The organism is Agromyces atrinae (assembly GCF_013407835.1).
In the GTDB taxonomy this organism is placed as follows: domain Bacteria; phylum Actinomycetota; class Actinomycetes; order Actinomycetales; family Microbacteriaceae; genus Agromyces; species Agromyces atrinae.
Genome location: NZ_JACCBI010000001.1, coordinates 941,845 through 955,395 on the forward strand (window position 1 = coordinate 941,845; position 13,551 = coordinate 955,395).

Annotated in this window: 11 protein-coding genes and 1 tRNA gene; 7 read left to right on the plus strand and 5 right to left on the minus strand. The window is 66.9% G+C overall.

Annotated elements, in window-relative coordinates:
* The first annotated feature begins 65 nt into the window (after window positions 1-65).
* Together BJ972_RS04605 and BJ972_RS04610 are read left to right on the plus strand one after the other, a co-directional pair.
* Window positions 66-266, plus strand: a complete 201-nt coding sequence (locus tag BJ972_RS04605; protein WP_129174654.1) for a hypothetical protein — start codon at window positions 66-68, stop codon at window positions 264-266.
* Window positions 259-2,385, plus strand: coding sequence for a type IV secretory system conjugative DNA transfer family protein (locus tag BJ972_RS04610; RefSeq protein ID WP_164989924.1), 2,127 nt, complete (start codon window positions 259-261; stop codon window positions 2,383-2,385). Before BJ972_RS04605 ends, BJ972_RS04610 begins: the two co-directional genes overlap by 8 nt.
* A gap of 175 nt (window positions 2,386-2,560) precedes the next feature.
* Here the strand turns inward: BJ972_RS04610 and BJ972_RS17125 are convergent, their stop codons facing one another.
* On the minus strand, window positions 2,561-2,683 hold the full coding sequence (locus BJ972_RS17125) for a hypothetical protein (RefSeq protein ID WP_257023015.1): 123 nt from the start codon (window positions 2,681-2,683) through the stop codon (window positions 2,561-2,563).
* Here BJ972_RS17125 and BJ972_RS04615 point away from each other — a divergent pair.
* The 4 genes from BJ972_RS04615 (at window position 2,678) to BJ972_RS04630 (ending at window position 6,712) form a co-directional block, all read left to right on the plus strand.
* Complete coding sequence (locus BJ972_RS04615) at window positions 2,678-3,409, plus strand: replication-relaxation family protein (protein ID WP_241830802.1); 732 nt, start codon at window positions 2,678-2,680, stop codon at window positions 3,407-3,409. The genes BJ972_RS17125 and BJ972_RS04615 overlap by 6 nt on opposite strands.
* On the plus strand, window positions 3,406-3,762 hold the full coding sequence (locus BJ972_RS04620; protein ID WP_129174658.1) for a hypothetical protein: 357 nt from the start codon (window positions 3,406-3,408) through the stop codon (window positions 3,760-3,762). The genes BJ972_RS04615 and BJ972_RS04620 overlap by 4 nt, the downstream gene beginning before the upstream one ends.
* The gene (locus BJ972_RS04625) at window positions 3,759-4,583 is read left to right on the plus strand and encodes a hypothetical protein (protein WP_129174660.1); all 825 of its coding nucleotides are present in this window, start codon (window positions 3,759-3,761) and stop codon (window positions 4,581-4,583) included. Before BJ972_RS04620 ends, BJ972_RS04625 begins: the two co-directional genes overlap by 4 nt.
* 68 nt (window positions 4,584-4,651) lie before the next feature.
* Window positions 4,652-6,712 (plus strand): recombinase family protein, encoded by a 2,061-nt coding sequence (locus tag BJ972_RS04630; RefSeq protein ID WP_129174662.1) that lies wholly within the window; start codon window positions 4,652-4,654, stop codon window positions 6,710-6,712.
* Here the strand turns inward: BJ972_RS04630 and BJ972_RS04635 are convergent.
* A tRNA-Pro gene (locus BJ972_RS04635) sits at window positions 6,675-6,751 on the minus strand. The two genes, BJ972_RS04630 and BJ972_RS04635, sit on opposite strands and share 38 nt — an antisense overlap.
* Window positions 6,752-6,870: 119 nt before the next feature.
* On the opposite strand from BJ972_RS04635, the gene BJ972_RS04640 reads away from it, so the two are divergent.
* The gene (locus BJ972_RS04640) at window positions 6,871-8,625 is read left to right on the plus strand and encodes a pyruvate dehydrogenase (protein WP_129174664.1); all 1,755 of its coding nucleotides are present in this window, start codon (window positions 6,871-6,873) and stop codon (window positions 8,623-8,625) included.
* A 12-nt stretch (window positions 8,626-8,637) separates the two neighbouring features.
* On the opposite strand, the gene BJ972_RS04645 is transcribed toward BJ972_RS04640, so the two are convergent.
* The 3 genes from BJ972_RS04645 to BJ972_RS04655 all read right to left on the minus strand — a co-directional run bounded on the left by BJ972_RS04645 (window position 8,638) and on the right by BJ972_RS04655 (window position 13,549).
* A complete protein-coding gene (locus tag BJ972_RS04645; protein ID WP_129174666.1) occupies window positions 8,638-10,215 on the minus strand; it encodes a chitinase in 1,578 nt (525 codons plus the stop codon).
* Window positions 10,212-12,476, minus strand: a complete 2,265-nt coding sequence (locus BJ972_RS04650; protein ID WP_257022824.1) for a glycosyltransferase family 2 protein — start codon at window positions 12,474-12,476, stop codon at window positions 10,212-10,214. The genes BJ972_RS04645 and BJ972_RS04650 overlap by 4 nt, the downstream gene beginning before the upstream one ends.
* Window positions 12,477-12,808: 332 nt before the next feature.
* Entirely contained in the window at window positions 12,809-13,549 is a 741-nt protein-coding gene (locus tag BJ972_RS04655; RefSeq protein ID WP_129174670.1) for an SDR family NAD(P)-dependent oxidoreductase, read from the minus strand.
* Window positions 13,550-13,551 lie beyond the last annotated feature (2 nt).

Below are 13,551 nucleotides of genomic sequence, written 5' to 3' on the forward strand. Positions count from 1 at the left end.
CGATCCGACCGACCTTCTGCGACTGATACGCGAACCCCAATCCGTGGTGGGAAGGAGGTTGGCGCATGACCAATCGTGCCCGCGGCAACCGCCGCTATCGGAAGAGCGTGGACCGGCGCGTCCAGGTGTTCTCCGAGTCCAACAGCGAAACGCGCACCGAGCGGATCGCCCGCATCATCACTAGCGCCGGCCTCGAACAAGCTCGCGTCGAAGCCGCCGCTCGCGCCGAACACGTCGAACGTGACGAAGGAGGCGAGCATGCCTGACCTGGTTCTCACTCGTCTGCATCTGCCGCGCCCACTCGGCGCCGACAGCGTGACTCGGCTGATGGCGCGCCTGATGAGCGTCGACGCTCCACGCCCGCTCATTTTCGAGGTACACGCCAGCGCTGACGGTGTGAAGCACCTCGTCGGCTACCCGTCAGCGGCCACACCGCGCCTCAAGCGCCTCCTTCAGGGCCACCTGCCAGGCCTCGCCCTTGAGCCCGCCACACGGCCGGACGTGGCCGCCGTCAGCCGCATTGTGGCGCACCCCGGCGTCCTGCCACTCGCCGACATCGATCCGGAGCAGGTCGCGTCGGCGATCTACCAAGCACTCGCTGCACGACGCGGCGAAGATCATGTTGCGCTGCAGCTCATCCTGGGACGTACGCACGCGGCGCGTTCGGTCTCAGCGAAGTCGGCGGACCCGATGCAGCCACTCGCGTCCCTCGTGTTCGAAGGCGTCCGCGCCGTGGAGCCCGAGACCCGTAGGCGCCTTCAGCAGCGTGCCGCCCAGCCGACGACCGCGGCGACGCTCCGAATCGGGGTCATTGCTGGAAATCAGAAGCGCACCGGCGCGCTCGTCTGGGAAGTATTCGGCGCTGTCCAACTCCTGCAGAGTCCTGAACTTCGACTCAGTCTCAACTACGACTCGTCGAGCCGCTGGCGCGCGGCAACCGCTCGCGCCGCGTTTCGGCTTTCACCGGACGAACTGACGTCGATGCTGGCGTGGCCGCTCGGCGAGCGCGACTATCCCGGCATCGCCGGCGCCCATCCGCGTCGCTTGCCGGTGCTCGAGATCGTCAGCGCGACGTCGTCGGTATTTGCGACCGGTACCGCACCGGGTCCGGAGCGTCTGATCGGGATGGATCCGGCCAGTCGGCTGCAGCACCTGGTAGCGACCGGGCCGACGGGCTCGGGCAAGTCCACCGTGCTGGAGCACCTCATCCTCTCCGACATTGAGGCTGGTCGGGCCTGCGTAGTCGTCGAGCCCAAGGCGCAACTGATCGACAGCGTGCTCGATCGCATCGCTCCGGAGCGTGCGGAATGCGTTGTTGTACTGGACGCTGCCGACGCGATGCCGGTGGGGTTCAACCCGCTCGACATCGGCGACCGCGATCCGGACGTCGTGGTCGACGGCATCATCGCCGCCCTCGCTGCCGTCTTTGAAGAGGGGTGGGGGCCACGCACCGAGTACCTGATCCACGGTGCGCTCCTATCGCTCGCCCGGGCTGGGCAACGGGCCACCGATCCATACACGCTCATCGAACTGCCACGCCTCCTAACGGACGTTGCCTTCCGACGCCCAGTGATCGCCGCGATCCAGGACGACGCGACGCTGGCCTCCTTCTGGGCCGAATTCGAGGAGCTCAGTCCCGCCCAGCGCGCCGCCATGGTCGCCGCGCCGCTCAACAAGCTCCGCAAGATCCTGCTGCGAGGGCCGCTTGTCCGCATGCTCGGACAGGCACGACCGCGCTTCCGGCTCCGCGACGTCTTCCGCGAGCGGAGCGTCGTCCTGGTGCCACTGAACGATGCACTGATCGGCACCGGTGCCGCCAAGCTCCTCGGCAGCCTGATCGTCGCCGAACTCTGGAACGCGACGCTGGAGCGTGCCCGCGAGAAGCATCCGACGAAGCGGCCGGGGATGGTGTTCGTCGACGAAGTGCAGAACTATCTCCATCTGCCGACTTCGATCGCCGACGCCCTCGCGACCTCACGTTCCTATGGCGTCGCCTGGCATCTGGCGCACCAGTACCGGGGCCAGCTTCCACCCGCCATGCGCGCGGCGCTCGACACGAATGCGCGCAGCAAGATCTGCTTCGCCGTCGGCCCGGACGACGCCCGAGATCTCGCCCGGATGGCCCCGCAACTGTCTGCCGACGACTTCCAGGCGTTGCCCCGCTTCGAAATCTACGCCCACCTGGTTGCTGGGGGCGTGCCAGTCGAATGGTGCTCGGGGCGCACCCTGCCGCCGCGCCCCGCGCTCGGTACTCGCGCGAAAGTCCGCCAGCGCAGCCGGGACCGCTATGGCGCCCTGCCACCAACCACATCCGAAGCCGCAGCAACCACGTCGCCAAAGGAACAGGCGGGCCGACCGACCAACCAGAAGGCGAGGCGCGCATGATCGTTTGTTACGTCTTCAACCACTGGATCGCCCTGTCCGCTCGACGTTCCAGCCGCTGTTCGCTCCACGACGAACACCCGCCGCCACGTTCGGCCGTGTTCCGGCGAACCTCGGCCGGTGCAGGCGCGGACTGCCCCTGCGTTGCACGAGCCTTCACGTCAGCCCGGAGGGCAGCCTAGTGATGGCCGCTGTTCGTCATCTCGACCTCGAGGAGCACCTCACCGAACGCGACGTTCGCATACTCGAGGATCTCGAACGCTTTCGACTTCTTACTACTCGACAGCTGCAGAGACTGCACTTTCCGGCTGAGCCGCTAGGTCCACATGTCACGGTGAGCGGTGCGACGCGAGGGACGACCCGCGTGCTGAACCGACTCGAAACTCGAGGTGCAATCACTCGGCCGGCCCGGAGAATCGGCGGCATCAAGCACGGCTCGGCCGTCACCATCTGGCAGCTCGGGCCAGCGGGCGACCGCTACCTTCGTGCCCGACGCGGCGAACCACGGCGGCGACGCTACGACGAGCCAGGTCTCACATTCGCCGCTCACACCCTCGCCGTCGCCGACATCGCGGTCAGTCTGCTTGAGCAGGCTCACGCCCGCCGCCTCGAGCTCCTCGAGCTCGAACTCGAGCCGGCCAACTGGCGCAGCTTCAACGGCAGCGGCGCATCCGTGATCACGCTCAAGCCCGACCTCCTGGTCGTCACCGCGGACGCCAACACCGAGACGCACTCGTTCATCGAGGTCGACCGCGCCACCGAGCACCTACCCGCCGTACTTCGAAAGTGCCACACCTACCAGCGCCACTGGCGCACGGGCATCGAGCAGCAGACGCGGGACCTGTACCCGGCCGTCGTCTGGATCGTTCCCGGCATCGACCGCGCCCAGAAGATCCGCGAAGCCATCGCTGCCGACCGCGGGCTCGACCCGGGCCTGTTCACCATCATCACCGGCGAGCACACGCTCGCGACGCTGGCCCCGTACGGGTCGTCATCATCACTCATCCCGAAAGGAGGAATCACATGAACTCATCAACCATCCCCGTCGCGCCTGCGGGCGCCGACAACAACAACAACCTGCGCGCCATGCCCAAGTTCCCGAAGTGGATGCGCACCATCGACCAGACCGAGCACGCACATTTCATCATCGACGCCTGGCTCACGCTCGACCCGAACAGCCGCGACGCCTTCCTCGCGCAACTCATCGCAGCCACCATTCACGACGGCCCCGGCAGCGCGCTCGAGCGCTTCGCCGGAACCGGCATCCTCGACGCCGAAGCTGCGCTCGCTGAACTCAACGATGTCACGGTCCCGATCGAGCGAGAGCCCTGGCTCGACGCGCTCGGGCGCTACATCATAACCGCGGGGAAGCGCTCATGAGCGAGCACGAGCCCACGGTCACACCCGAGGCGCGTCTCGCGCCTGAACGCACGTCACCTGACTGGCGTCGACTCGAAGTCGCCTCCTGCCGCTTCGGACATCCCATTGCGGACGGGATTGCAGCGGCACTCGCGGAGCACCGGGAGGTCGACCAGGACACCGCCCGCTGCATCGCCCACGCGCTCGGGCGCGCGTTTGGAAGAGAGTCCGCCCTCGCCGAGTTCGGGAGGACGGGTGAAAGCACCTACGTAGATCTTCGCGAGGAGTACCTACGCCTCTACACGGACGATGGCGCCACCGCCGAGGCCAAAGAGCTCATCGACTGGCTCGGCACGTACCTCATCGACAAGATGGGGACCGGCTCCGGTCGGACGTATCAGAACGAGCACCTGCCACCCAAGCTCGACCGTCTCCTGGTGCGCACGACCCTCACCACCAGCGGTAAGCCAGTCACGGTGCATGTTCCCGCCAGCCTCGACGCCGCCGGGATGGAGCAGCTGATCGTCCGCCTCGAAGAGTGCGACGAGTTCTTCGGCCCCGCATTCAGAGCGTTCCTGTCGTTGCCGGATGTGAACGCCGCGGCGGCGGATCTGTTCGACAGCTTCCAGGAGAACTACGTCGGCAGCTTCAACTCCATCGATGACGCGGTCTATGCGCTCAGTCCGCTCGAGGACTGGGAGATCGAGCTCGGCAACTGGGCTGATGATCACGGCCTGCCTGCGGACGCGGTCCAACTGAACATCGACTACATCATTGAGCGCACCCGGGAAGTCTATGACCTCGTCGACGAGGGAGGCATGCTCTATGCCTTCAACAAGTAGTAACGATCCACCACGCCGACGAGGGCGCCCACGCGCAGACAGGCGCATCGACTTCGCACCCGTCTGGCGTGCGCGACCCGATCCGCGTCGGCTCGCTCGCGTACTCCTCGGCCTCGTCGTTCACATCGAACAGCCAACGAAAGAGCGCCAGACACAAGAAGGGAAGGCTCATGGACGAGCGGGATGAGCGAGGTGAAAACTACATCGCCGACGCGACCCCGGTCGACGGCGGTGGAGATGCCCTGGAAGCCGCCGCAGGACTGGACTTCCCGGCCGAGAGGAGCGTAAATCCGGAGGACCTAACCGAAGGAGGGCCTCATATGTACCAAGAAGGCGAGGAAGCGGCAGCCACCCTGGCGCAACCGAATCTCACATCAGTCGCAGGGCTTGAACACCTATTCAAGGGCGACGACACGATGCACGTCCCGCTCCGCACGGGCATGGCAATCAGCTACCTGCGCGTTTCCACGACGCGCCAGCTCAACACCGCAGCCGACCTCGACGAGGACGGTAATAGCATCGCCACCCAGCGCGAGTGGGCGATCCGCAAGGCGAAGGAGCTCGGCGTGCCGATTCTTCCCGAGTTCGTCGAACCGGGCCAGTCCGCGCAGACCATCGACAAGCGGCCGGAGTTCAAGAAGCTCCTCCGCTTCGTCGATGCCAACCCCGACATCCGCTACGTCGTGATCTACATGCGCTCGCGCGTCTTCCGCAATCACCTCGACGCTGCCATCACGAAACGTCAACTTCGCGACAAGGGCGTCGAACTGATCTCGGCGAAGGAGAACTTCGGCGACGGCTACATGGGTGATGCGATGGAAGCCATCACCGACGTCGTCAACGAACTCCAGGTCCGTATGAGCGGCGAGGACATCCGTATCAAGATGGCGCACAAGGTCGAACGGGGCGGAAGCGTCGGGCGCGCCAAGCTCGGCTACCTGAACGTGCGAAAGGACTTCGACGGACGACTCGTCAACACGATCGATGTCGATCCAGTGCGCGCACCGCTGATCGTCTGGGCCTTCGAGCAATACGCCACAAATCAGTTCTCTATCACGCAGCTCCAGATGATGCTCGAAGACCAGGGCCTGACCACGAGGCAGTCGAGCAAGCGGGCCGCCAAGCCGCTGTCGAGCAGCCAGCTCGCGATGATCCTGCGCGACCCGTACTACACCGGAGTCATCCGCTATAAGGGGAAGCTCCACCCTGGCAGGCACACGCCGCTCATCTCGAAGGAGCTGTTCCTCGCGGTGCAGAAGATCCTCGACGGACGCAATCGCAAAGGTGACCGCGACCGGATCCACTTCCACTTCCTGCGCGGCCTGCTGTACTGCGCCGAATGCAAGTCGGAGGGGCGCACGAGTCGACTCGTCTACAGCCAGAACAAGGGGCATGGCGGCACGTATGAGTACTACGTTTGCACCGCGAAGCAGCGCGGTCACTGCTCGATGCCGTCGGCGCGACTCGACGAACTCGAAGACGAGGTGGCGCAACGGGTCGCGGCTGAGCGCTTCGATGCAGAAGACATCGCGTCCGTTCGTGAGGAAGTTCGACGCGCCCTCGTCGAGCTCCAAGCCGCGGACCAGGAAGAGGAAGACGCCCTCCGCAAGCAACTGAAGAAGCTCGAAGCCCAAGAGGAGCGGCTCATCGAACTCGCCGCCGACGGAACGATCGCCGTCGAGAAGCTGCGTCAGCGGCTTGAATACGTGACGCTCCAGAAGGGCGCCATCACCGAGAAGCTCACACGGACGGTCGAGCGCATCCGACAGGGGGTCGACAAGGCCTTCGCGTTCGTCGACCTCCTCGAAGATCCCGCCGCGCTCTACAGGCAGTTGCCCGACAACGTCCGCCGCCAGCTGCTCACTGCGTTCTTCACGCGACTCGACGTCCAGGTCACCGATCGCGAAGTGAGCATCGGCGTCGAACGCACCGAACTCAACGCCGGCCTCCACGACTGGCGCTCCCAGCACCGCCTCAGCGCGAGCACGCACCCACCCGCCAAAGAAAAGAGAGCCTCCCGCACTTCTGCGGAAGACTCTCTTTCGGACCTATACCCGCTTACTCAGTCCAAAGGTTTGAATAAGCCTGTATTGGTCGGGCTGACAGGATTTGAACCTGCGACCCCTTGACCCCCAGTCAAGTGCGCTACCAAGCTGCGCCACAGCCCGATGCCCCGAACTCGTCGAGGCAACTTGACCATCATAGCGGCATCCGAAGAGTGCTCCGAACCACCGTGACGACGTCAGATGATGAGTGCAGACTGGAGGGACCGACCGGAGGAGATCCTGTGCCGAAGACCGTCGCTGACCAGCTCGTCGCCCAACTGATCGATGCGGGGGTGAGTCACATCTACGGCATCGTGGGCGACTCGCTGAACCCCATCGTCGACGCCATCCGCCGCACGGGCGGCTCGGCGAAGGGCGGCATCGATTGGATTCATGTCCGCAACGAAGAGGCCGCCGCGTTCATGGCGGGCGCCGAGGCGCAGCTCACGGGCAAGCTCGCCGTCGCGGCAGGCAGCTGCGGCCCGGGCAACCTGCACCTCATCAACGGCCTCTACGACGCGCACCGCTCGGGAGCGCCGGTACTTGCGATCGCGAGCCACATCCCGAGTGCTCAGATCGGTTCGAGCTACTTCCAAGAGACCCACCCCGAGCGTCTCTTCGTCGAGTGCTCGAACTACTGCGAGATGATCCTTACGGCCGAGCAAGCGCCGCGCGTCGTGAACTCCGCCATCCGCCATTCGATCGCAGGCCCGGGCGTCTCGGTCATCGTGCTGCCGGGCGATGTCGCCGAGTTCGCGTCGAAGGCCGAGACGCCGAGCCTCGTGCTGACCGAGAAGCCCCGCGTCATCCCGAATGGCGCCGACGTCGCGAGCCTCGCGAAGGCGATCAACGACGCGAAGACGGTGGCGATCTTCGCCGGCTTCGGTGTGCAGGGCGCCCACGACGAGGTCATCGCCTTTGCCGAGCGCATCAAGGCGCCGATCGGCCACTCGCTCCGCGGCAAGGAGTGGATTCAGTACGACAACCCCTACGACATCGGCATGACCGGCCTCCTCGGCTATGGCGCCGCGCATGCCGGCATCCACGACGCCGATCTGCTCATCCTGCTCGGCACCGACTTTCCCTACAGCCAGTTCCTGCCCGACCCGTCGAAGGTCGTCATCGCGCAGGTCGATGCGAACGCGGAGCACCTGGGCCGCCGCGTGAGTGTCGCGCACCCCGTGCACGGCGACGTGCTCGCGACGCTCGAGCTGCTCGCCCCGCTCGTGACCGAGAAGACGAGCACGCGGTTCCTCGATTCGATGCTGAAGAAGCACGCGAAGCTCCTCGACACGGTCGTCGGCACGTACACGGATGTCGCGAACACCGCGCCCATCCACCCCGAATACGCGATCTCGGTCATCGACGAGCTGACGGCGGATGACGCGGTCTTCACCGCCGACACAGGCATGGGCAACGTGTGGCAGGCGCGCTACGTCACGCCGACGGCGAAGCGCCGGCTCATCGGCTCGTACCTGCACGGCTCGATGGCGAACGCCCTCCCCCAGGCCATCGGCGCGCAGGTCGCCTACCCCGACCGTCAGGTCGTCGCGATCGCGGGCGACGGCGGGCTCTCGATGCTGCTCGGCGAGCTCATCACGGCGACGGCGTACGACCTGCCGGTCAAGATCTTCGTCTTCAACAACTCGACCCTCGGGCTCGTGAAGCTCGAGATGCTCGTCGACGGGTTCCCCGACTTCGGAGTCGACGTGCCCGAGGTCGACTACGCGGCCATCGCGACGGGCGCTGGTTTCCACGCCGAGCGGGTGGAGGACCCGAAGAAGCTGAGGGATGCCGTCGGCCGAGCTCTCGCGCACCCCGGCCCCGCGCTCGTCGACATCGTGACCGACCCGCGGGCGCTCTCACTACCGCCGGCGATCACCGGTGCGCAGGTCAAGGGATTCGCCCTCGCGATGTCGAAGATCGTGCTGCACGGCGGCGCCGCCGAGGCCGTGAAGATGGCGCAGTCGAACATCCGCCACGTGCCGGGTCTCTAGCGGCAGCCGGGTTCAGGGAACGGGCGTCGGGTCGGCGGCGGGCGCCATCAGTACGTCGATCTGCTTCTGCGTGAGCGCGACCCACGGCGACGAGTCCGCATCGGCGGCCGACGCCTCGGGGCTGTCGCCCTGCGTCCACCACTTCGCCTCGAACGGAACCCCGCCGAAGAGCACGCGATCACGCTTCTGGTAGGCGACCGTTCCCGACCAGTCCGGGTAGGTTCCCGCAGGCAGCACGGCCTGCGGCACCGGGGTCTCCCCCGGCATGACGGGGCCTATGAGCTGCCACGGCGTCTCCCACGAGTTGAGCACGGGATTGTCGGGCAGGTCGCCGCGCGTCCACCACTTCGCCTCGTAGACGTTGCGGTGCCACACGACCTTCGCGCCCGTCACGTACGAACCGTCGGCGGCCCAGATCGGGTACGGCGACGTCGCGGGATCGTCGACGGCTTCGGCCGCGGTCGTCGGCTCGGGCGTCGTGATGAGGTGCTCGTCGAGCGCGAGCGAGCCGGTGAAGCCTGCCGAAAGCACCGCCGTGAACGTGTCGCCGTCCTGTGAGACGCCGCTGCAGGCATCCGACACGATCGCCGTCGCGACGTAGTTCGACCCGCACTCCTGGTCGCGGTTCGCCGACCACATCGACACACGGCCGAGCTTCTCCTCGAGCGCCCAGGCGTTCAGCTCCTCGGCGTCGGCGATCGTGAAGACCTCGTCGCTCACGTCGTTCTGCCCGATCATCGGTGTCGCGCCGATCTTCGAGCGCAGGTCGCGGTCACTGATGCTCTGGCCGGCGCGGGTGTACAGAGCACCGAGCTGGCGCCGGGCCTCCGAGAGGGCCGACTCCGCGGCATCCACCATCGTCACGCCGTCCTCGAGAGACGCGCCGTAGTTCATGGTCATGAGGTTCACACCCGCGAGGTCGACGTCGGCGGCGAGGAACTCGGCGATCGTGGTCGTCGCGTCCTCCGTCATCCCACCGGGCGCGACCGGCAGGGTGAGCCAGACGGCGAGCGGCTCCCCCGCGGCTCGTCGCGCCGACTGGAGATCGGCGATCGCGGTCGCACGGCGTATGTTCGCCGCACGGTCGCGGAGCGCGTCGCCCTCGATGTCGAGGTCGATCGTGCCGGTTCCGTAGCGCTCGACGACGTCGGCGTACGCCTTCTCGAGATCGGACGTGTCGGTGCAGGTGAGGGCGAGCTCGTCGTTCGCCTGGCCACCGAACGAGACGGCGACGGCTCCCCCGTTCTGCTGCAGGCGCGCGATACGTCGGTCGAGATCGAGGGCCGAGGATGCCTCGTCGAGCGTGTACGCGGCTCCCCACGAGGGTTCGCAGTCGGCCGTCGGCGACGCGACGACGAACGAGAGCATGACGTCGGGAGCCGTCGGGTCGGCAGGTGTCTCGAACGCGTAGTGCGGGGTCGCGGTCACGTCGACGTAGGCCGCGAACCACGGCTCATCGGGCTCGGCCGTCGCATTCGCCGCCCACGACTGCATGCCGAAGACCGCGGCGGTGCCGAGCCCGCCGAGCGCGAGCAGGGCGATGCCGACGCGCCACGGCGACAGTCGACGGGTCGTCTCGATCGAGCTCATGCGACGAGCTCCTCGTCCCGTGCCCGCTCCACCCGGTGGCGCGGCGTGCGGTGCGACGCGCCGTCGGCGTGACCGTAGTAGAGCACCGAACGCCAGTCGATGCTCGCCGTCACGGCGGCCGGCTCGGCGACGACGGCCTTCGGCTTCGTCTCGACGTAGAGCCAGTTCGTGAGGCCGCGCCAGATGTCGGCGATCGTGTTGCCGATGCCGATGTACGCGACGATCGCGTACGCCGCGAGGATCGTGTTGAACGCCGCGAAGCTCGCGTTGCCCCAGTTGCCGGCCGTGTAGTCGCGCCAGAACGTGAACGCCGAGAAGCCGACGATGAAGAGCGGCGCGACGACGTAGAGCAGGGGCACGGCCGTGCGGTTCTTGACCTTCGGCGTGCGCGCGAACGGGATCTTCTTGCCTGTGAGCGCTTGCTGCACCGACTTCAGCACGCCCGCGAGGTTGACGGGCAGGAGGATGAGGTTGAAGCCGTAGATGCGCAGAACGTCGCTCGCCTTGTACCCCGTCTTCCGCAGGTCGCTCGCCATGCAGAGGAAGTACGGCAGCGCCGCCATGACGACGACGGGGCTCAGCAGACGTCCGTCATACGGGTACGCGAGCAAGAAGACGAGGCCGAAGCTCGCCCACGCGATCGACGCCATGTAGTTGACGCGCAGCAGCAGCTCGACGCGGGAGATCGGTTCGCCGAGGCGCTTCCGCTCCCGCATCTGCTTCCAGAGCTTCGGCATGATGAGCAGTCCGCCGTTCGCCCAGCGCCGGCGCTGCACGACGAGCGAACCGAAGTCGGGCGGCGTCGCCGAGTAGCTGAGGCGCTCGGGGTAGTTCACGAGGGTCCAGCCGTGCGTGCCGAGGTCGACACTCGACTCGGTGTCTTCGATGACGGTGCGGTCCTGGATGTAGCGGCGCACCTCGAAGCCGCCCACGTACTCGACCTCGACGATGTCTTCGACGGCGCGCTTGCGGATGACGGCGTTCGCGCCGACCCAGAACGTCGCGCCGTACCGGCTCATGCCCTGATGCAGGATGTGCTGGATGTCGGTCGTCGCACCCGCGAGACGCTCGATGCGACTGCCCGCTCCACGGAACGACGAGTACGGCGTCTGCGTCACCGCGACGCGCGCGTTGTCGGGCTGCTGCAGGAAGTACACGAGTCGCAGGCAGTAGTCGCGCAGCAGGATCGAGTCGGCGTCGAGCGTGAGCAGGAAGTCGGTGTCGGGCAGCGTGAGATCGGCGTTCGCGACGTCCGTCGTCGGCACCAGGATGTCGCCGGCGGGGCTCTCCTCGATGCGGTACGACGCACCCATGAGGCCGATGTAGCCGTTGAGGTTCATCGCCTTGTTCGCCTCGTGCGAGACCGAGGCGTACTTCTTCCGCTCGAAGACGGCGAGCTCGGTGTCGAACGTCCACGCGAGGCGGCGGTAGAGCTGGCTCGCACGGCTGACGGGCAGCCCGCTGCCGTCGGCGATGGATGCCGCGATGGCCCGACCGGTCAGGCGCAGTTCGTCGGCGAGAGCCACGAGCACCTGCTCGACGAAGAAGACGTCGACGTGGTCTTCGACCGTCTCGGCCTCGGCGAGGGCGTTCAGCCAGTTCGCCGCCCACGCGTAGTGCTCGGCGAGGTCGAGGGTCTCGTCCGAGCCGAGCACTCCGTCGGTATCGGCCCACAGCTCGAAGTGCATGCGCGCATCGGTCAGGCGAATGCGCGGTTCGGCGAGCAGGTCGCTGATGTCGGAGGCGAGAGCACGCGTCGCTTCGAGGCGAGCGATGACGGCGGGGTCGGTCGGGTTCGGGTTGTCGTCGAGCAGCAGCACGACGCGGAGCGACGGGTACTCCTGCAGTGCGGCCGACAGCAGCGTCGCCCGCACGACGTTCGGCTCTTCGGCGTAGCTCGGCACCAGGACCGTCATCGACGATTCGTTCTCACCGAAGTGTCGGTCGAGCTCGGCGCGGGGCACACGCACGTGGGTGCTGAACCGCTCGAGCGCGCCCTGCCTCGCGATGAGGTAGACGAGTGCCGAGAGGGTGAGGAACGTGACGACGATGACGTAGCCGACGGCCTCCATCGTGAAGCGGAACGTCTGCGAGTCGCCGTCGAGGAACTGGCGGATGATCGTCGTGACGAGGTAGATCAGGTAGAAGACGACGGTCGCGACGATGGCGACGCGACCCCACAGCATCGAGCGGTCAGACGGCTTCTCGTGCTGCGTGGGCAGCGGGGTGAGTCGTTTCTCGGCGCCGAGCTGACGCTTCATTGCGGGCCGGAAAGTGGGCGCGGCTGTCACGGGGTGTCCTTCGGGTAGGGAGCGAAAGAACGGCCGCGATGGTGACATCCCGACTACCTTCAACGCTAGAACCGCGCCCTCAGGCGACCCTCAGGAAAACCTCAAGACTCCCCCAACCCTGTCCCCCAATGTGAGGACAAGCCCCCTCCCGCCCCTCCCGCGAGTTGCCACGAACGCATCGTCCGAGCGACCCGGCACGGGGCATTCGCGGCAACTCGCGAGCGCGGAGAAACGCCGAACGCGGCATCCGCTCGCCTGAGAACGAACGGATGCCGCGGGCTCGGGGGTCAGCGGGTTCCGGGTCAGCGCGCGATGTAGCCGCCGTCGACGACGAGTTCGGCGCCCGTGACGAACGAGGCGTCGTCGCTCGCGGCGAAGAGGATGACAGCGGCGACCTCTTCGGGCCGGCCGAGGCGTCCGACGGGCTCGGCGGCGGCGAGCTGCTCCTTGTCGGCACCCGTGAGGATCGGGGTGTCGATGAAGCCCGGGTGCACCGAGTTCACGCGCACGCCCTCGGTCGCCCACGCGATCGCCGTGTTCTTCGTGAGGGTACGCACCGCGCCCTTGGCGGCGTGATACGCGGGACTCGTGCCGAAACCGCCGACGATACCGTACATCGAGCTGACGTTCACGACCGAGCCCTTGCCCGTCGCCTTGAGGGCGGCGCTCGCAGCCTTCTGGCCGAGGAAGACGCTCGTCTGCGTGACGGCGACGACGCGGTTGTACGTCTCGATCGTCGTGTCTTCGATGAGAGCGATGTCGCCGATGCCGGCGTTGTTCACGAGGATGTCGAGGTGACCGAACTCGGCGACGACACCGTCGACGACGGCCGTCCACTCCGATTCGCTCGTCACGTCGAGGTGCACGGCGCGCGCGACTCCGCCGGCGGCTTCGATCTCGGCGACGACGGCCGCAGCCTTGTCGTCCTGCACGTCGGCGATGACGGCGACGCCGCCTTCAGCCGCGAGGCGGAGCGCGGTGGAACGGCCGATTCCGCAGGCGCCGCCCGTGATGAGAGCGACGCGATCGGTGAATCGAGGCATGA

Excerpts from the sequence above, each read along its gene's own strand:
- BJ972_RS04625 (WP_129174660.1), top strand. The coding sequence starts at position 3,759 with ATGAGCGAGCACGAGCCCACGGTCACACCCGAGGCGCGTCTCGCGCCT.
- BJ972_RS04605 (WP_129174654.1), top strand. The coding sequence starts at position 66 with ATGACCAATCGTGCCCGCGGCAACCGCCGCTATCGGAAGAGCGTGGAC.
- BJ972_RS04655 (WP_129174670.1), bottom strand. The coding sequence starts at position 13,549 with ATGCCTCGATTCACCGATCGCGTCGCTCTCATCACGGGCGGCGCCTGC.
- BJ972_RS04645 (WP_129174666.1), bottom strand. The coding sequence starts at position 10,215 with ATGAGCTCGATCGAGACGACCCGTCGACTGTCGCCGTGGCGCGTCGGC.
- BJ972_RS04650 (WP_257022824.1), bottom strand. The coding sequence starts at position 12,476 with ATGAAGCGTCAGCTCGGCGCCGAGAAACGACTCACCCCGCTGCCCACG.
- BJ972_RS04610 (WP_164989924.1), top strand. The coding sequence starts at position 259 with ATGCCTGACCTGGTTCTCACTCGTCTGCATCTGCCGCGCCCACTCGGC.
- BJ972_RS04620 (WP_129174658.1), top strand. The coding sequence starts at position 3,406 with ATGAACTCATCAACCATCCCCGTCGCGCCTGCGGGCGCCGACAACAAC.